Annotated in this window: 12 protein-coding genes; 8 read left to right on the top strand and 4 right to left on the bottom strand. The window is 70.7% G+C overall.

The annotated features are described in order from the left end of the window. Positions 1-30 precede the first annotated feature (30 nt). The 3 genes from ACIOKD_RS20740 to ACIOKD_RS20730 form a co-directional block, all read right to left on the bottom strand. Positions 31-876: a hypothetical protein gene (locus ACIOKD_RS20740; RefSeq protein ID WP_402085868.1), complete on the bottom strand. Its 846-nt coding sequence runs from the start codon at positions 874-876 to the stop codon at positions 31-33. Positions 877-1,225: 349 nt separating this feature from the next. Continuing rightward, complete coding sequence (locus tag ACIOKD_RS20735) at positions 1,226-2,566, bottom strand: AbfB domain-containing protein (RefSeq protein WP_402086409.1); 1,341 nt, start codon at positions 2,564-2,566, stop codon at positions 1,226-1,228. Between the two features lie 340 nt (positions 2,567-2,906). Beyond that, positions 2,907-4,160, bottom strand: coding sequence for a right-handed parallel beta-helix repeat-containing protein (locus tag ACIOKD_RS20730; RefSeq protein ID WP_402085865.1), 1,254 nt, complete (start codon positions 4,158-4,160; stop codon positions 2,907-2,909). A gap of 298 nt (positions 4,161-4,458) precedes the next feature. On the opposite strand from ACIOKD_RS20730, the gene ACIOKD_RS20725 reads away from it, so the two are divergent. The 5 genes from ACIOKD_RS20725 (at position 4,459) to ACIOKD_RS20705 (ending at position 11,414) form a co-directional block, all read left to right on the top strand. After that, a complete protein-coding gene (locus ACIOKD_RS20725; protein WP_402085861.1) occupies positions 4,459-4,860 on the top strand; it encodes a four-helix bundle copper-binding protein in 402 nt (133 codons plus the stop codon). A gap of 108 nt (positions 4,861-4,968) precedes the next feature. Then, positions 4,969-6,159, top strand: coding sequence for an acyl-CoA dehydrogenase family protein (locus ACIOKD_RS20720; protein WP_402085858.1), 1,191 nt, complete (start codon positions 4,969-4,971; stop codon positions 6,157-6,159). A 62-nt stretch (positions 6,160-6,221) separates the two neighbouring features. Continuing rightward, positions 6,222-7,079: an oxygenase MpaB family protein gene (locus ACIOKD_RS20715; RefSeq protein ID WP_402085855.1), complete on the top strand. Its 858-nt coding sequence runs from the start codon at positions 6,222-6,224 to the stop codon at positions 7,077-7,079. A 60-nt stretch (positions 7,080-7,139) separates the two neighbouring features. Next, complete coding sequence (locus ACIOKD_RS20710; protein ID WP_402085851.1) at positions 7,140-9,509, top strand: tetratricopeptide repeat protein; 2,370 nt, start codon at positions 7,140-7,142, stop codon at positions 9,507-9,509. 342 nt (positions 9,510-9,851) lie between these two features. Then, positions 9,852-11,414: a phytoene desaturase family protein gene (locus tag ACIOKD_RS20705; protein ID WP_402085848.1), complete on the top strand. Its 1,563-nt coding sequence runs from the start codon at positions 9,852-9,854 to the stop codon at positions 11,412-11,414. Between the two features lie 162 nt (positions 11,415-11,576). Here ACIOKD_RS20705 and ACIOKD_RS20700 read toward each other — a convergent pair whose 3' ends face one another. After that, positions 11,577-13,382, bottom strand: coding sequence for a serine hydrolase (locus ACIOKD_RS20700; RefSeq protein WP_402085846.1), 1,806 nt, complete (start codon positions 13,380-13,382; stop codon positions 11,577-11,579). A gap of 180 nt (positions 13,383-13,562) precedes the next feature. Between ACIOKD_RS20700 and ACIOKD_RS20695 the strand changes: the two genes are divergently transcribed. The 3 genes from ACIOKD_RS20695 (at position 13,563) to ACIOKD_RS20685 (ending at position 17,953) form a co-directional block, all read left to right on the top strand. Then, positions 13,563-14,672 (top strand): NAD(P)H-dependent flavin oxidoreductase, encoded by a 1,110-nt coding sequence (locus ACIOKD_RS20695; protein ID WP_402085844.1) that lies wholly within the window; start codon positions 13,563-13,565, stop codon positions 14,670-14,672. Continuing rightward, positions 14,669-16,219, top strand: a complete 1,551-nt coding sequence (locus ACIOKD_RS20690) for an acyl-CoA synthetase (RefSeq protein WP_402085841.1) — start codon at positions 14,669-14,671, stop codon at positions 16,217-16,219. The genes ACIOKD_RS20695 and ACIOKD_RS20690 overlap by 4 nt, the downstream gene beginning before the upstream one ends. 159 nt (positions 16,220-16,378) lie before the next feature. Beyond that, positions 16,379-17,953: an acyl-CoA synthetase gene (locus ACIOKD_RS20685; RefSeq protein WP_402085839.1), complete on the top strand. Its 1,575-nt coding sequence runs from the start codon at positions 16,379-16,381 to the stop codon at positions 17,951-17,953. The last annotated feature ends 46 nt before the right edge of the window (positions 17,954-17,999 follow it).

Genomic DNA, 17,999 nt, shown 5'->3' with positions numbered 1-17,999 from the left:
ACGGCGGAGGACGGCGCAGGACGGCGGCGATCAGGCGCGGCCGAGCAGGCGGTGGAGCGAGGCCTTGAAGCTCGCCACGAAGGAGTCACGGGTCGCGTCGTCGAGGAGGTCCAGGGACAGATAGGGGTTGAGATCCTCCAACTCGACCAGGAGCAGTCCGCCGTCAGGGGCGCGGCAGGCGTCGACGCGCTGGATTCCGTGGTCGATGTCGTTCCAGTCGATGAAACGCGCCGCGAAATCCAGGTCGGCGGGCGTGGGTTCGTAGCGTTCGAGGTGCCAGCGCCGGTCGGGGCGGGGCGCGTACAGGGCGTACTGGAAGGTGTGGTCGACGTAGTAGAACGACACCTCGTACCGGAAGTCGATGCGCGGCTGGACGAGGACACCCGGACCGTCGTCGTAGGTCAGGGTCCGCAGCCGCTCCCGGGGGACGAACTCCAGGCCTATCGAGTCCGCGCCGAACTTCGGCTTCACCACGTATGCGGCCGCCTCCGGGAGCAGCCCGAGATCCTCCGGCCGGTCGACGGTCGGGATCACGGGGAAGCCCTGGGCGGTGAGGTCGACCAGGTACTGCTTGCCGGCCTGGTCGCCCTTGCCCGTCAGCTGGGTGCAGACCGGTACACCGCGGCCCGTCGCCCGGTCGCGGAAGTCGTCGTACGCGGCCTGGTGGTGCAGGACGGGTCCGCTGTTGCGGACCACGGCCGCGTCGAAGCCGGGGCAGTCCATCAGTGCGGGCGCGTCGAGCGGGTGGCACAGCGCGAGGTCGAAGTCCTCGCGGAGCCGGGAGGTCAGGAAGATGTCCTCGGCGCAGTACCTGCGGCCCTTGGCGGGGTAGGCCAGATCGGTCACGAACAGCAGTCGGGGCCGGTCGGCGGCCATGGACACTCCCGGTGGTTCGGTCTCTGGCCTCCCATTACACACCGGCCGTGCGGTACGGAGTCGGCCGGATGCGGATTGCGCGAGGCGTTGACTAGAAAGCGCTTACCGAATACGTTCCGGTTCATCAGCGTGACTTGCGTCCGGAACCTCGAACGCGAGACGCGCCAAGAGGTTCTGCTCGGCAAGATGCTCCGCCCGGACGGTGACTCCGGCCCCACCCGGAGGCGCCGGCCCGGACACCACTCACAGGCACGCTGACATCCGGCGGCCGGACGGACCTCTCTTCCCCCATGGAGGTCCGCCCGGCCGCCGGACGCGCGTCTGCCGGAAACCGCTGTGGACAGAACACCTAGGCCCAGGCGGTGGCCGCCACGAACGAACTGTCCTGCCGGAAGAGGTCGGTGCCGTCCGACGGCTCCACGCGCAGTTGGTAGTTGTAGTGGCGCAGGTAGTGGCCGGGATAGTTGTACGACTCCAGCCGGACCGAGCCACTGGCGCTGCCGGTACGGGCGATGAACGTGGCGTCCCCGGCGAACGTGGACGAGCCGTCGTTCGCGTCGAAACGGCCCCGGAAGTCCCAGTGCCGCAGGTAGTTGCCGGCCGCGTTGCGGAAGGAGCGGCCGTTCCCGTCGGCGAGACCCGCCACGACGGTGAACGTGGACGCCTGCTTCTCCGCGGCCGTGCTGGACGCGGTGACCACGGGCAGGTTGAGCAGGGCGGACTGGTCCTGCCAGTAGCGGGTGGTGTAGTTGCCCGACCGGAGCGAACGGGTCACCCCGGTCGGCAGGCTCACCCCGCCGGAGACCGTCTCCTTGAGCACGGTGAAGTGGCGCGCGGTACCGGAGACGCCCGGCAGTGCCCGGGGCGCGCTCCAGGTGGTGAAGCTGTCGTAGCTGTCGCTGTAGTAGTAACTGCCGTCGCCGTACCCGTCGAAGAAGATCCGCCACGCCCCGTTGTCGAGCTGGATCAGCGCGGCGCCCTCACGGGTGCCGCCCCAGCCGGCCCAGTTCCCGGTCCGGCTGATGGTGTACGGCCCGGTGAGGGCGCCGGCCGTGGCGTACTCGATGTACTTCGACGTCTCGTTCTTCGTGAAGGCGTGGTAGGTCGAGCCGGTCCGTACCACGAACGTGTCGATGTGGTTGGTGCCGATGCCGGACAGCGCGACCGGTGAACTCCACGCCGTCAAAGCCGAGTTAGTGGCCCGCAGACGGTACGGGGTGAAGATCCACTCGTCGTTGGCGGTCGAGCAGGACACCAGGATGTTCACGCTGCCGTCGCTGTCGACGAACCACTCCGGCGCCCAGGCGCGCGACAGGTTGGTGATGGGGACCGTGTAGTCGTACAGGAACGTCCAGTTGCTCCGGTCCGAGCTGCGGGCGAAGCCGATGGTGGTGCTGGTGTCCTGCCAGGTGTGGGTGGTGTAGGTGATGTAGTAGTAGCCGTCGGTGTGCTTGAGGAGGCTGGCGTCCCGGATCCGGTTCGCCGGCGGGGTGTACGCGGAGGCCTTGAGGAGCCGGAAGTCCGTCGCGTCGTCCGACTGGTAGACGTTCACGGTGCCGTCGTTGCTGTTCAGGAACGGCACGATGGTGTAGCGGGTGGCGGAGCCGCTGGGCGGTGCGGCCGCCGCGGCCGAACCGGGCAGGCCCGGCAGTCCACCCACGGCGAGGGCCGAGACCGGGACGGCGGCCATGGCCCGCAGCAGGTTCCGGCGCGAGGGGGCGAAGGACCGGGGCGCGCCGGTCGCGTCCGGCGTGGGGGTGGATCCGGTGTATCCGGTGAATCCGGCGGGTCTGTCTGGCGTGATCATGTGCGGCTCTCCTCGTGGACGCGTGCCTGCCGTTCGTGTTGCGCTGGGCTGTGGTGGTGCTGGTGGTGCCGGTGGTGCTGCGGTGCTGGTTGTGCGGACCCCGTGGGCCCCGGGGTCGTCCGTCCCGGGGCCCACGGGGTGGTTCGGGTGCAGCGTTCAGGCGGATGGTTCATGGGGATGGTGCAAGGGGCCGGTTCATGGGGCCGGTGTTCCTGCGGGTGGTTCAGAACCTGGCGCCGATCGGCGTACCGTCCCGCGGGACCAGGAAGTCCCGGGCCGGTGGCAGTGAGCCGTCGGGCGCGCGCGGTCCGGTGATGGCGCCCGTGTCCGTGCTCACGACCGACGACTCGCCCCAAGTGCCGCCCAGATCCCAGGAGTTGCCCGAGGACGTGGTCGTGGGGCCGAGGGCGGCGGCCCGGGAGTCCGCGACGGAGAGGTTGGCGGTGAGGACCGCAGTGCCGCCCGAGCCGTCCGCGTCGAAGCCGGTGCCCGTGTTCCGGAACGTCGTGTTGCGGCTCAGGGCGAGCGCGCCGGGATTGCCGTTGTCGGTGACGCCGTGCGCCGCGTTCCGGTACGCGGCCGAGTTCCGCAGTGCGTGGGCCACCGCCGGGGCCGGACTCCCGCCGCCCAGCTTGAAGCCGTTGCCGTCGCCCGCGAAGTCGGGGAAGTTCCAGCGGTTGTAGCCGTTGCCGTACGCGATGGTGTTCTCCACCACGACCGGCGAGGTGAACTTCCAGGCGTCGTAACCGTCGTCCACGTTGTTCCACAGCCGCGCGCCCCGCACGATGTTGCCGGTCCCGCTGCCCTCCTTGATGGCCAGCCCGTCGGCGCTCTCGCCGTTCTTGCGCGGGTCGCGGTTGCCGTAACTGTCCAGGTTCAGGATCTGGTTGCCCGCGGAGGCGCCCTGGAGCTGGAAGCCGGACTCGTAGTTGTCGTGCGTGGTGAGGCGGGAGAACACGTTGTTGTCGCAGCCGTCGCAGTAATAGCCGTACGGCCCGTTGACGATCTCCAGATCGGAGACCTTCCAGTACGAGGCCTCCTGGTGGACGGCGCCACGCTCGGCGCGCGGGATGCTGCCGCCGACCGGTGTGTGACTGGCCGGCAGCTGTTCGCCGTCGATGACGACCCGTTCGCCAGGGTAGGCGCCCAGAGAGATTGGCTGCGACGCCGTTCCCGAGGTGGTGACGGTGATGTTGTCGGTCAGGGGATAGGTGCCGCCGCGTGCGGCGATGACATCACCCGGCTTCGCCCTGTCGACGGCCTTCTGGATGGTCCGCAGCGGTTGTCCGAGTGTGCCCGCGGCGGAGTCGTTCCCGTCGACGGCCACCACGATGGTCGGCGCGGTCGGCGCGGTTGGCGAGGTCGATGCGGTGGGTACGGCTGGTACGGCCGTCGCCGGAGCCGGGGTCACCACCGTCGTCAGCGCGACACTCAGCGCTGTCAGCGCTGTCCCTGTGAGCATGCCCGCAGTGCGCACGAGGCCTCCTTGTCTGCCGATCCGTACGTTGTCGCGGATCAGTGGTCGCCCGCACCGGGATGGTTGCCGGGGCACGCACTCGCCGTGACCTGTCGGAATCCGACGGCCGTCGTCGGATCCGTCGGTATATCGACCGTCGGTATATCGAACAAGGTTCGGTGAGCCGGTCAGAACGTAGAGCGCGGTCGTGACCACGTCAATAACTTCAGCACGCTCGGCATATTCCGCACGCCGGGCCACTCTCGACCCGCTTGTTCTCACCGGGTTTGGCGCGGCGGCGTCCGGTCACCCGGACCATGTGTCAGTAACAGAGCTTCAGGAACTCGTTCGTTTCCTAGAGGACCGGTTCGCCTGTGCGCAGGCCTGCACCGAGTGCGCGAGGGCGTGTGCCCTGCGTGCGAGCCTGGCCGACATCGACGGTCCCGAGGGCCAGCAACTGATCCGGCGTAAAGGCATCCTGTGCACGGAGGTCTGCGACGCGACGTGCCGTCTCCTGGCGGAGCAGGTCACGCAGTCCGAGGACGCCATGCGATCCCAGGTCGAGTGGTGCCGCACCGTCTGCCTCGAAACCGCCCGCGTCTTCGAGCTCGACCTCGGTTCCGGTTCCGGTTCCGGTTCCGGTTCCGGTTCCGAGGAGAGTGCCCAGGCCTGCCGCGACTGCGCCCGTGCCTGTACGGAGTTCCTCCGTCAGCTGCGATGACCCATCGGGGCATGTCGCCGGCATTCCCTATTTCTGGAACACGTTCTACGGTGTGCGCCGTCAGGTCCGGGTGCCCGCGGCAGCGGGTCGGGGAGTCAGGGAGGCGCCGTGCATCTCGAATACACGCCGGAGCAGCGGCGGTTGCGCACCGAACTGCGCGCCTATTTCGCCGAACTCGTACCGGACGACGTGCACGCCCGGTACGACGCCCCGGCCGCGCAGAAGCGCTTCTACCGTGAAACCATCCGTCGGCTTGGCTCCGACGGCTGGCTGGGCGTCGGCTGGCCGAAGGAGTACGGCGGGCGCGGTCTGACACCGATGGAACAGTTCATCTTCTTCGACGAGGCCGCCCAGGCCGGCGTACCGCTGCCGCTGATGGCACTGAACACGGTCGGGCCGACCATCATGAAGTTCGGCACGGACGAGCAGAAGGCGTACTTCCTGCCGAAGATCCTGTCCGGCGAGATCGACTTCGCGATCGGCTACAGCGAGCCCGACGCGGGCACGGACCTGGCCGCCCTGAAGACGAAGGCGGTCAGGGAAGGAGACGAGGAGAGCGGCCACTACACGGTCAACGGCCAGAAGATCTGGACGACGAACGGCGACACGGCCGACTGGGTCTGGCTCGCCGTCCGCACCGACCCTGGCGCCCCGCCGCACAAGGGCATCACCATGCTCCTCGTGCCGACCTCCGACCCCGGCTACTCCTGCACGCTCATCAACACCCTCGCCTCGCACGACACCACCGCCAGTTACTACGAGAACATCCGCGTCCCCGCCTCCCGCCGCGTCGGCGAGGAGAACAAGGGCTGGCGGCTGATCACCAACCAACTCAACCACGAGCGCGTCACGCTCGCCGCCCACGGCACCATGGCCGTCCGCGCCCTGCACGACGTACAGCGCTGGGCCATGGAGACCAAACTCGCCGACGGCCGCCGGGTCGCCGACCTGCCCTGGGTGCGCCGGACCCTCGCCCGGACCCACATCAGGCTCGACGCGATGAAACTCCTCAACTGGCAGATGGTGAACGCCGTCCAGGAGGGCAGCCTCACTCCGCAGGACGCCTCCGCGGTCAAGGTGTACGGGTCCGAGGCCCGCCGTGACGCGTACGCCTGGCTCATGGAGGTCGTCGCCGTCGCGGGCGTCCTCAAGGAGGGGTCGGCGGGCGCGGTCCTCCACGGCGACCTGGAGCGCGGCTACCGCTCAGCCGTCATCTTCACCTTCGGCGGCGGCAACAACGAGATCCAGCGGGAGATCATCGCGTGGATCGGCCTGGGGATGCCGAGGGTGCGGCGCTAGCTGACTGTGCGGTCCACGTACAGCACACAGAGGGTGAGCGTGTGGATGTGGAGGGGGAACACATGGATGCGGAGCACACCGGCGACCCAGGTCTGTTCGGTCCGGATTCCGTGACCTGGCGGTTGCACAGTGACCCCATGATGTGGGTCGCCGGGGTCCGCGCGCTCTACCTCCAGGCGCTGCACCCGCGCGCGGTGCGCGGTGTCATGCAGAACTCCGACTTCCGCAAGGACGCCTGGGGCCGTCTGATGCGTACGGCCCACTTCGTCGGCACCACCACGTACGGGACGAGGGAGGCGGCCGAGGAGGCCGGTGCGCGCGTGCGGAGGATCCACGCGATGCTCACGGCGACCGACCCCGGCACGGGGGAGCGCTACGGGATCGACGAACCCGCGCTGCTGCTGTGGGTCCACTGTGCCGAGATCGACTCCTATCTGCACGTCCTGCGCCGCTCCGGTCTCCGGCTCACGGACGCGCAGGCCGACCGGTACATCGACGAACACCGCGTCAGCGCCCGGCTGGTGGGTCTCGACCCCGCCGACGTACCGTCCGACCAGGGCGAGCTGGCGGCGTACTTCGAGAAGACGCGGCCGGAACTGACCGCGGGACCGGAGGCGCGGGACGTCGACGACTTCCTGCGCAGGCCGCCCGTCCACCCGCTGCTGGTCCCGGCGCGGGCCCTGCTGTGGCAGTGGGTGGCGCAGACCGCGTACGCCTCACTGCCGCCGTACGCACATGAGTTGTACGGAAGATCCGTACGGTCGCCCCGGACGGCGACCCGGCGGCTACGCCTCACGGGCACCGTGCTGCGCTGCGTTCCCGCACGTCTGCGCTGGCAACTGCCGCCCAAACACATTATCCGCGCCATGTCACGGCTCGGCCCCGGCTCGCGCCCCGCACCGTACAAAGTCGGACCATAGCTCGTCATACTGGGCGGGCCAGGGGAGGGCGGGTCCGGACGACGGGGGCGATCGCGGCAGATGGGGGAGACCAGGCTCATCCAGGGCCGGTACCGATTGCTCGACCTGATCGGTCGAGGGGGCATGGGAGAGGTGTGGCGGGCGCGGGACGAGTCGCTGGGCAGACAGGTCGCCGTCAAGTGCCTCAAACCGCTGGGCCATCATCACGAGACCGCGTTCACGCGTGTGCTGCGGGAGCGGTTCCGGCGCGAGGCGCGGGTGGCCGCGGCCCTCCAGCACCGCGGCGTGACCGTCGTCCACGACTTCGGCGAGTACGACGGCGTCCTGTACCTGGTGATGGAGTTGCTCGACGGGCGCAACCTGAGCCAGCTCCTGGAGGACAACAGGCAGCATCCTCTGCCGGTCGGCGACATCGTGGACGTCGCCGAGCAGGTCGCCGCCGCCCTCGCCTACACCCACCAGCAGGGCATCGTGCACCGCGATCTGAAGCCCGCCAACATCATGCGGCTCGACGACGGCACGGTGAAGATCTGCGACTTCGGCATCGCCCGCCTCGGCCACGACATCGGCTTCACCTCACGCCTCACCGGCACCGGCATCGCCATGGGCACTCCGCACTACATGTCACCCGAGCAGATCGGCGGCACCGAGGTCGACCAGCGCAGCGACCTCTACTCCTTCGGCTGCGTGCTGTACGAGATCGCCACCGGCGCCCCGCCGTTCGACCTCGACGACGCGTGGGCGGTCCTCGTCGGACACCGCGACACGGCACCCGAGCCGCCACGCAGCCGCCGGGCCGAACTCCCCGAGTTCCTGGACCGGATCATTCTCGACCTGCTGGCCAAGGAGCCCGGACGGCGACCGCACGACGCCCGCGAGCTGGGACGCCGGATCGGCGCGGGCCGCACCACACCGGCGTATGTACCGACCGAGGTGTCGGCGCCCGTGCGGCCCGAGGCGGTGAAGTGGCCCGAGGTGCGGGAGTGGCCCGAGGCGGCGGGACGCTCCGAGGTGACGGGACGACCTGAAGCGACGGCAGGCTCTGCGGCGATGGCAGGCCCTACAGCGACGGCAGGCCCTGAGGTGGCCGAGCGGCCGGTCTCCCGCGAGGCGCGTCTGCCGTCCTGGACCCGCGGTATGAGCACGGGCCACAAGGCGACCGGGACCGGCGCGGGACTGCGCGTCACACCCCCGGACGCCGCCGCGGGCCTCACCGGCGACTGGATCGCGCGCACCGACACCCGCGGCACCCCGGACCCGCTGCCCGCCGAACGGCTCACCCCGTCCCCCGAGTCGCTCACCGCACTCACCGGCCGCCACAACGCGGGGCTCAGCCTCGGACGGCTGAGCCGCTGGGCGGAGGCCGGCGAGGTGCACCGCGCCGTCGCCGCCGAACGCGAGCACGCCCTGGGGCCCGACCACCCCGACACCCTGGCCAGCCGCTACGAGGTCGGCTTCACCCTCAGCCGCACGGGCCGCCCCGCCGACGCGCTGCGCGAATACACCCACGTGGCCCGCGCCAGGGAGCACGTGCTCGGCCCCGACCACCCGGACACCCTGGCCGCCCGCCAGGAAATGGCGTACGTACTGGGCCAGTTGGACCGACACTTGGAGGCGCACCAGGTCTATACGGGCGTGCTCGCCACCCGGGAACGCGCGATGGGACCCGACCACCCTGACACCCTGCGCTGCCGCCACAACCTCGCCTTCAACCTCAGCAGGCTCGGGCGTCTTGAGGACTCGTACCGGATGGCGAGCGAGGTGGCCGCGGCCCGCGCCCGTGTGCTCGGCGCGAACCATCCCGACACACTCGTCACCCGGTACGAAGTGGCGTACGCGCTCGGCCAGTTGGGGCGGTGGACCGAGGCGCTGGGCAGCTACCGGGAAGTCGCCGGGGCCCGGGCGCAGGCGCTCGGCCCCGACCACCCGGACACACTCGCCGCCCGCTACGAGGTCGGCATCAGCCTCGGCCGGCTCGGGCACAGCGCGCAGGCCCTGCAGCTGTACCGGGAACTGATCGACGACCGGACCCGCGTGCACGGGCCCGCCCATCCCGAGACCCTGCGCGCCCGGCACGGCCTCGGGGTCAACCTCGGACGGCTCGGCCGGTGGGAGGAGGCGCTCGCCGAGTCCCGTGACGTGTGCGCCATCCGGGAGCGGGTCCTCGGGCCCGATCACCCGGACACCCTGGTGAGCCGTCGCGAGGTCGCCGTCGGGCTCGGCTGGCTCGGCCGGTGGGGGGACGCGCTCGCGGAGTACCGGCAGGTGGCCGGGGCGCGTGAGCGGGTGCTCGGTGCCGACCATCTCGATGCTCTGGTCAGCCGTAATGACGAGGCGCACTGTCTGGAGCAGTTGGGGCGGGTGGGGGAGGCGGCGGAGTTGTACCGGAGAGTGGCTGCGTTGCGGCAGCGGGTTTCCGGGGCCTATTGAGGCGCCGGGCTGCCTTTGCCTGCACTGGGGCTGTGCCCCACGCCCCCCCCGCCCCTGGGTTGCTTTTCGGGTGCGGGGCCGTCGTGGTTGGTTGCGCAGTTCCCCGCGCCCCTTGGGGGGTGGGGGTTGGGCGGGGTTTTTGGGTGCGGGGCCGTCGTGGTTGGTCGCGCCGTTCCCCGCGCCCCTTGAGGGGCGCGGGTTGGGCGGGGTTTTTCGGGTGCGGGCCGCTCGTGGCCGGGTGCGCCGTTCCCCGCGCCCCTTGGGGGGGGGCGTCCCCGCCTGGGGGGCCGCCGGGTGCGTGTGAGGGTGGTCGGTGTGGATCTTTGCGTGTTACCTAGGGGCATGGGTGCTCACGAGGGATACCGGGAACACGACGTCGTCATTGTCGGCGGAGGGCACAACGGGCTGGTGGCCGCCGCCTACCTGGCCCGCGCGGGGAAGTCCGTGCTCGTTCTGGAGCGGCTGGGGAACACCGGCGGTGCCGCCGTGTCGACGCGGCCGTTCGCCGGAGTCGACGCCCGGCTGTCGCGCTACTCCTATCTGGTCAGTCTGCTGCCCCGGAAGATCGTCCGGGATCTGGGTCTCGACTTCCGGGTGCGCGGCCGCAACGTGTCCTCGTACACCCCCACCGAGCGGAGCGGCAGGCCCGCCGGACTGCTCGTCGGGGGCGGCGAGCGGCGCACCCGGGAGGCCTTCGCCAAACTCACCGGTTCGGGCAGCGAGTACCAGGCCTGGCAGCGCTTCTACGGCATGACCGGCCGCCTGGCCAAGAAGGTCTTCCCCACCCTCACCGAGCCGCTCCCCACCCGCGACGAACTGCGCCGCCGCATCGACGACGAGGACGCCTGGCGCGTCCTCTTCGAGGAGCCGCTCGGGATCGCCGTGGAGGACACCTTCGCCGACGACCTCGTGCGCGGAATCGTCCTCACCGACGCCCTCATCGGCACCTTCGCCGACTCCCACGACCCGTCCCTGCGGCAGAACCGCTGCTTCCTGTACCACGTGATCGGCGGCGGCACCGGAGCCTGGGACGTTCCGGTCGGCGGCATGGGCGCGCTCACCCACGCGCTGGCCGCCGCCGCGCGCAACGCCGGCGCGGTCCTCGCGACCGGCCATGAGGCGGTCCGGGTGGAGACCGACGGACGCGCCGCCGAGGTCACCTACCGCACCGCGGACGGCGAGGCAACGGTCGCCGCCCGGCACGTGCTCGTCAACGCCTCCCCGCAGGAACTCGCGCGGCTGACCGGCGGCGAACCGCCCGCCCCCGCCGAAGGCGCCCAGCTCAAGGTCAACATGCTGCTGAAGCGGCTGCCCCGGCTGCGCGACACCTCCGTCGACCCGCGCGAGGCCTTCGCCGGGACCTTCCACATCGCCGAGGGGTACGAGCAACTGGCGACCGCGCACGCGCAGGCCTCGGCCGGCCTACTGCCCGAGGCACCGCCCTCCGAGATCTACTGCCACTCGCTGACCGATCCCACGATCCTGGGCCCCGACCTGGTCCAGCAGGGCTACCACACGCTCACGCTCTTCGGGCTGCACACACCCGCCCGGCTCTTCGCGAAGGACAACGACGGCGTACGCCGGGAACTGCTGAAGTCGACCCTGGCGCAGTTGGACGCACACCTCGTCGAACCGATCGTCGACTGCCTGGCGACCGACGGGGACGGCCGCCTGTGCATCGAGGCCAAGACGCCCCTCGACCTGGAGCGTGACCTCCGGCTCCCCGGCGGCAACATCTTCCACCGCGACCTCGCGTTCCCCCACACCCAGGAGGACACCGGTCGCTGGGGCGTGGAAACCGCCCACCCCAACATCCTGCTCTGCGGCGCGGGCGCGGTGCGGGGCGGAGGCGTGAGCGGGGTGCCGGGCCACAACGCGGCCATGGCGCTCCTGGAAGCCCCGTAAGGGCCTCCCCGGCTTTTTCAGGGGCGCGGGGAACTGCGCGGGCAACCCCCACGCGCCCGCAGACGCACCCGCTACCGGTGGGCCAACGGCGGATGCGACTGCGGGTCCTGGGGGTCCGGCCCCAGGGCGCTCACCCCTAGGAGTCCGGGCCCCGCAGGGCGCTCACCCCGAGGACGCCACCCACCCCACGGCCTCGACACGCGCAGAGTCCGCCGGACGGCCGTCGTCGAACAGGACACGGTCGTCGTCGCCGACACGCAGCGCGTCCACATACGCGCCACGCCCCACGTACAGCCGATCCGTCGCGTACCGCCACCGCAGGACAAGCCGCGCGGCAGCGGGAAGGTCCGCGCCGACCCGGTGCCACGCCCGGCCCGACCAGCCGGTCACCGAGCCGGCAGGATGCCCGGCCGGAGCCTGACCGTCGCGGACGGTCGTGAACGGCACCGCCCGCCACGTCTCGCCGCCGTCCGCCGAGGACTCCAGGAAGAGCGCGTCGGCCCGCGGTTCGGTGTCCCACCACAGCGCGCACCGCAGCCGCCCGCCGGCGCCCACGTCCAGCGCGGGCAGCGTCAGCGTCGCGGAGGCCGCGGTCGCCATGCCGGAGAACCAGGCCGTACGCCCTCGCGCGGGCCGGACCGGAACGGCGCGGGCCAGGTTGTCGGCGGCGGCGACGCGGGGAGCGGAACCGGAGCGCCAACTGCGCACGGGATGCACGGAGTTGCCGAGGAGGACGAGGAAGGAGTCGGTCGTCGGGTCGAGGACGAGCGAGGTGCCCGTGAAGCCCGTGTGACCCGCGGTGCGCGGAGTGGCCATCGCGCCCATGTACCAGTGCTGGTAGAGCTCGAAGCCGAGACCGTGCTCGTCGCCCGGGAAGGCCGTGTTGAAGTCGGTGAACATCAGGTCCACGGAGGCGGGCTCCAGGATGCGCGCCCTGCCGTACACCCCGCCGTTGAGCAGCGTCCGGCCGAGGACGGCGAGGTCCCACGCGGTGGAGAAGACACCGGCGTGCCCCGCGACACCACCCAGGCTGTACGCGTTCTCGTCGTGCACCTCACCCCATACGAGCCCGCGGTCGAGCCCGGACCACGGCCTGCGGGCGTCCTCGGTGGCGGCGATCCCCGGCTTCCAGGAGGGCGGCGGGTTGTAGCGGGTGCGGTGCATCCCGAGCGGAGCGGTGATCTCGGTGCGGAGCAGGTCGTCCAGGGCGTGACCGGTGATCTTCTCCAGGACCAACTGGAGTGAGATCAGGTTGAGGTCCGAGTAGAGGTACTTGGTGCCGGGCGGGTTGAGGGGCGCTTCCCTCCAGACGAGCTGGAGCTTCTCCTCGTACGTCGGCGCGTTGTAGAGCGGGATCCAGGCGCGGAACCCCGAGGTGTGGGTGAGCAGTTGCCTGATGGTGATGTCCCGCTTGCCCGCGCCGCCGAAGTCGGGGAGGTACGAGGCGACCCTGCCCTCCAGCTCCAGCGTGCCGCGCTCGATCTGCTGCACGGCGAGGATCGACGTGAACAGTTTCGAGACCGAGGCCAGGTCGAAGACCGTGTCCCCGGCCATCGGGACCTGCCGCTCCGCGGGGAACTCCACGCCGGTGTCGGTCTTCTCGTCGTACGCCGAGTAGCGCACGGCCTTGCCGATCGGCTCGTGCAGGGCGACCGTACCGCCGCGGCCCGCGAGCAGGACGGCACCCGCATACCAGGGGTGCTCGGGGGAGGGGGCGAGGAACGACTCGGCGTCGGTGACGAGTTGGCGCAGCTGGGCGGGGAGCAGTCCGGCGCGCTCGGCGGAGCCGTGCCGCAGGGTGGGGCGGCCGGAGCCCGGCCCGTCGCCCCTGCCCGTGCCGGGCGCCGCCGACGCCGCGGGCAGGGGCGCCAGGATCAGTGCGCCGCCCAACGCCGTCAAGCCGCGCCCCACTTGACGACGGGACGGCCCGCCGTCCGCTCCGTCCCGTCCCGATGGTATCGACGCCATTGAAGAGCCTCCCGTCGCACCGCCTGAAAGTATCTTTCCGCTCGCACCGTGCCCGGTGAAACTTTTGTGTCGGAGGAGGGCGGTGTCAACGGTGGCGCCCGACTCGTCCGCGGTCCAAAAAACTGACGGGTCATCAGGAAAGGTCTTCCCTCGTCCGGAGGACTGCGGCATCCTGCGCCCATGCAGACGGAGCTGAGCAAGAAACTGGGAGTCGAGCACGCCCTCTTCGGCTTCACGCCGTTCCCCGCCGTCGCCGCTGCCATCAGCCGGGCCGGCGGACTCGGCGTGCTCGGCGCGGTCCGCTACACCGACCCCGACGAGCTCAAACGGGACCTCGACTGGATCGAGGCACACGTCGACGGAATGCCGTACGGGCTCGATGTCGTCATGCCCGCCAAGAAGGTCGAGGGCGTCACCGAGGCCGACGTCGAGGCGATGATCCCCGAGGGGCACCGGCAGTACGTCAGGGACACCCTGGCCAAGTACGCGGTGCCCGGACTCGACGAGGGCGAGGCCTCAGGCTGGCGCATCACCGGCTGGATGGAACAGGTCGCCCGCACCCAGCTGGACGTCGCCTTCGACTATCCGATCAAGCTGCTGGCCAACGCGCTCGGCTCGCCGCCCGCCGACGTCGTCGAGCGCGCCCACGACAAGGGCGTGCTCGTCGCCGCCCTCGCGGGCAGCGCCCGGCACGCGCGCAAGCACGCCGAGGCGGGCATCGACATCGTCGTCGCCCAGGGCTACGAGGGCGGCGGCCACACCGGTGAGATCGCCTCCATGGTGCTCACCCCCGAGGTCGTCGAGGCCGTGGCGCCCCTGCCCGTGCTTGCCGCGGGCGGCATCGGCAGCGGACAGCAGATGGCCGCCGCGCTCACACTCGGCGCCCAGGGTGTGTGGCTCGGCTCCCTGTGGCTGACCACCACGGAGGCCGACATGCACTCGCGCGCCCTGACACAGAAGCTTCTCGCCGCCGGATCCGGCGACACGGTCCGCTCGCGCGCGCTGACCGGGAAACCCGCACGGCAGCTGCGTACCGAATGGACCGACGCCTGGGACGACCCGAACGGACCCGGCACGCTCCCCATGCCGCTGCAGGGACTCCTGGTCGCGGAGGCGGTCTCACGGATCCAGAAGCACGAGGTGGAACCACTGCTCGGCACGCCCGTGGGACAGATCGTCGGCCGCATGAACAGTGAACGCGGTGTCCAGGAGGTCGTCGACGACCTCACCCGCGGCTTCGAGGAGGCCGTGGACCGACTCGACCGCATCGCTGGAAGGAGCCACGAGTGAGCCGGCCCCCCAACGGCTTCTGGTCCCAGGCCACCGCCGACCCCGAACGCATCGTGCTCGTCGCGACCGACGGCGAGGAGTGGACCGCCGGACGGCTGCACGCCGAGGCCAACCGCCTGGTCCACGGACTGCGCGCCGCCGGGCTCGAACGCGGCGACTCCTTCGCCGTCGTGCTGCCCAACGGCGTCGAGTTCCTCATTGCCTACCTCGCCGCCTCGCAGGCCGGCTTCTACCTCGTGCCCGTCAACCACCATCTGGTAGGCCCCGAGATCGCCTGGATCGTCGCCGACTCCGGGGCGAAGGCGCTCATCGCGCACGAGCGGTTCGGCGACGCCGCACGCCACGCGGCCGACGAGGCCGCTCTCCCCGCCGACCGGCGGTACGCGGTCGGCACGGTCGACGGCTTCCGGCCGTACGGTGACCTCCTCGACGGGCGGCCCGGGTCCGTGCCCGGGGACCGGACGCTCGGCTGGGTCATGAACTACACCTCCGGCACCACGGGGCGTCCGCGCGGCATACGTCGCCCGCTGCCCGGCAAGCTCCCCGAGGAGACGTACCTCGGCGGCTTCCTCGGCATCTTCGGCATCAAGCCGTTCGACGGCAATGTGCATCTGGTGTGCTCGCCGCTCTACCACACGGCGGTCCTGCAGTTCGCGGGCGCGTCCCTGCACATCGGGCACCGGCTGGTGCTGATGGACAAGTGGACGCCCGAGGAGATGCTCCGGCTCATCGACACCCATCAGTGCACCCACACGCATATGGTGCCGACCCAGTTCCACCGCCTGCTCGCGTTGCCCCAACACACCAGAGGGGCGTACGACGTGTCGTCCATGCGGCACGCCATCCATGGCGCCGCCCCGTGTCCGGACCATGTGAAACGGGCCATGATCGAGTGGTGGGGCCACAGTGTCGAGGAGTACTACGCGGCCAGTGAGGGCGGCGGGGCCTTCGCCACCGCCGAGGACTGGCTGAAGAAACCCGGCACGGTCGGCAGGGCGTGGCCCATCAGCGAACTCGCCGTCTTCGACGACGACGGGAAGAGGATGCCGCCCGGCGAACTCGGCACCGTGTACATGAAGATGAGCACCGGCGGGTTCTCGTACCACAAGGACGAGACCAAGACGAGGAAGAACCGCATCGGGGACTTCTTCACCGTCGGTGACCTGGGGTACCTCGACGAGGACGGATATCTCTTCCTCCGCGACCGCAAGATCGACATGATCATCTCGGGCGGGGTCAACATCTATCCCGCCGAGATCGAGGCCGCGCTGCTCACCCACCCCGCCGTCGCCGACGCGGCCGCCTTCGGGATCCCGCACGACGACTGGGGCGAGTCGGTGAAGGCGGTCGTCGAAGCCGCTCCCGGCTTCGAACCCGGCGAGGCGCTGGCCGCGCGGATCCTCGAACACTGCGCACGGCGACTGGCCGGGTACAAACGCCCGGCGAGCGTCGACTTCATCGAGACGATGCCACGCGACCCCAACGGGAAGCTGTACAAACGACGGCTTCGGGACCCGTACTGGGAGGGGCGTACGCGACCGGTGTGAGGCCTCGGCCCGGACGTGGCCGGGTCCCATGTGGTCGCGGCCCACCTGTGCTCCGGTCCTGTGCGGTCCCGAGCCGTACGGGACCGTCCAGGTCGCCCGTCACGGAGCCCGTGCTGCCCGGCTTGACCTGCGACCTGGACGGAACCAGGATCACGTCCCATGACGCCTGGACACGGCAGCACGGTTGACGGGGTACTGCGACGCAGCGCCCGGCGCACCCCGGCTCGCGTCGCGGTCACCTACCGCGAACGCACCTGGACCTACGCCGAACTCGACGAGGCCGTCTCCCGCGCGGCCGGGGTACTGCGCTCCTCAGGACTCACCCCGGGGGACCGCGTCGGCGCCTACGGGCACAACTCCGACGCGTACCTCATCGGCTTCCTGGCCTGCGCCCGCGCCGGACTGGTCCATGTGCCGGTGAACCAGAACCTCACCGGCGACGAGCTCGCGTACATCGTCGGCCAGTCGGGCTGCACACTGGTCCTGGCCGACCCGGACCTCGCGGACCGGCTCCCCGAGGGTGTCCGCGCGCTGCCGTTGCGCGACGCGCAGGACTCGCTCCTCGCCCGGCTGGAGTCGACACCTCCCTACGACGGCCCCGAGCCGCGCACCGAGGACCTGGTGCAGCTGCTCTACACCTCGGGCACGACGGCACTGCCCAAGGGCGCGATGCTGACCCACCGTGCGCTGGTGCACGAGTACCTGAGCGCGATCACCGCCCTCGACCTGAGCGCGGGCGATCTGCCCGTGCACTCGCTGCCGCTCTACCACTCGGCGCAGATGCACGTGTTCCTGCTGCCCTATCTCGCGGTCGGCGCCTCGAACACCATTCTCGACGCGCCCGACGGGGACCAGTTGTTCGACCTCGTCGAGGCCGGCCGTGCGGACAGTCTCTTCGCGCCGCCCACCGTGTGGATCGGCCTGTCGAACCGCCCCGACTTCGCGACCCGCGACCTGAGCGGACTGCGCAAGGCGTACTACGGGGCGTCGATCATGCCGGTGCCCGTACTGGAACGGCTGCGGTCCCGGCTGCCGAAGCTGGCCTTCTACAACTGCTTCGGCCAGAGCGAGATCGGTCCACTGGCCATGGTCCTCGGGCCGCACGAGCACAGGAAGAAGCGGATGGACTCCTGCGGGCGTCCGGTGCTCTTCGTGGACGCGCGGGTGGTCGACGAGGACGGCAAGGACGTGCCCGACGGCACCTCCGGTGAGGTCGTCTACCGGTCACCGCAGCTCTGCGAGGGCTACTGGGACAAGCCGGAGGAGAGCGCCGAGGCCTTCCGGGACGGCTGGTTCCACTCCGGTGATCTCGTGGTGCGGGATGCCGAGGGATACTTCACCGTCGTCGACCGGGTGAAGGACGTCATCAACTCCGGCGGCGTACTGGTCGCTTCCCGGCAGGTCGAGGACGCGCTCTACACCCACCCCGAGGTGGCCGAGGCCGCGGTGATCGGCCTGCCCGACGAGCGGTGGATCGAGGCCGTCACCGCGGTCGTCGTCCCCCGTGGCGAGGTCACTGAGGAGGAACTGCTCGCCCACGCACGCGAGAAACTCGCCCACTTCAAGGCGCCGAAGCGGGTGGTGTTCGTGGACGAGCTGCCGCGCAACGCGAGCGGGAAGATCCTCAAGCGGGAACTGCGGGACCGGCTCGGGGAGGGCTCCCCGGGGGCGCGCCCCGGTGACCTTGACCCACCGGTGACCGAATCTTTGCCGGGCGGACCGCCGCCCCACTGAACTGAACCCGCCGGTGGCCCGTACCAGTTACGTTACGGCGGTCCGA

It is taken from the genome of Streptomyces sp. NPDC087844 (genome assembly GCF_044742785.1).
Lineage (GTDB): Bacteria > Actinomycetota > Actinomycetes > Streptomycetales > Streptomycetaceae > Streptomyces.
This window is presented reverse-complemented; position numbering and strand designations above follow the sequence as displayed.

What these genes read in the sequence shown, in the direction of transcription:
- ACIOKD_RS20695 (WP_402085844.1), top strand. Translation starts at nt 13,563, where the DNA reads ATGCAGACGGAGCTGAGCAAGAAACTGGGAGTCGAGCACGCCCTCTTC.
- ACIOKD_RS20705 (WP_402085848.1), top strand. Translation starts at nt 9,852, where the DNA reads ATGGGTGCTCACGAGGGATACCGGGAACACGACGTCGTCATTGTCGGC.
- ACIOKD_RS20715 (WP_402085855.1), top strand. Translation starts at nt 6,222, where the DNA reads ATGGATGCGGAGCACACCGGCGACCCAGGTCTGTTCGGTCCGGATTCC.
- ACIOKD_RS20710 (WP_402085851.1), top strand. Translation starts at nt 7,140, where the DNA reads ATGGGGGAGACCAGGCTCATCCAGGGCCGGTACCGATTGCTCGACCTG.
- ACIOKD_RS20735 (WP_402086409.1), bottom strand. Translation starts at nt 2,566, where the DNA reads ATGGCCGCCGTCCCGGTCTCGGCCCTCGCCGTGGGTGGACTGCCGGGC.
- ACIOKD_RS20700 (WP_402085846.1), bottom strand. Translation starts at nt 13,382, where the DNA reads ATGGCGTCGATACCATCGGGACGGGACGGAGCGGACGGCGGGCCGTCC.
- ACIOKD_RS20740 (WP_402085868.1), bottom strand. Translation starts at nt 876, where the DNA reads ATGGCCGCCGACCGGCCCCGACTGCTGTTCGTGACCGATCTGGCCTAC.
- ACIOKD_RS20685 (WP_402085839.1), top strand. Translation starts at nt 16,379, where the DNA reads ATGACGCCTGGACACGGCAGCACGGTTGACGGGGTACTGCGACGCAGC.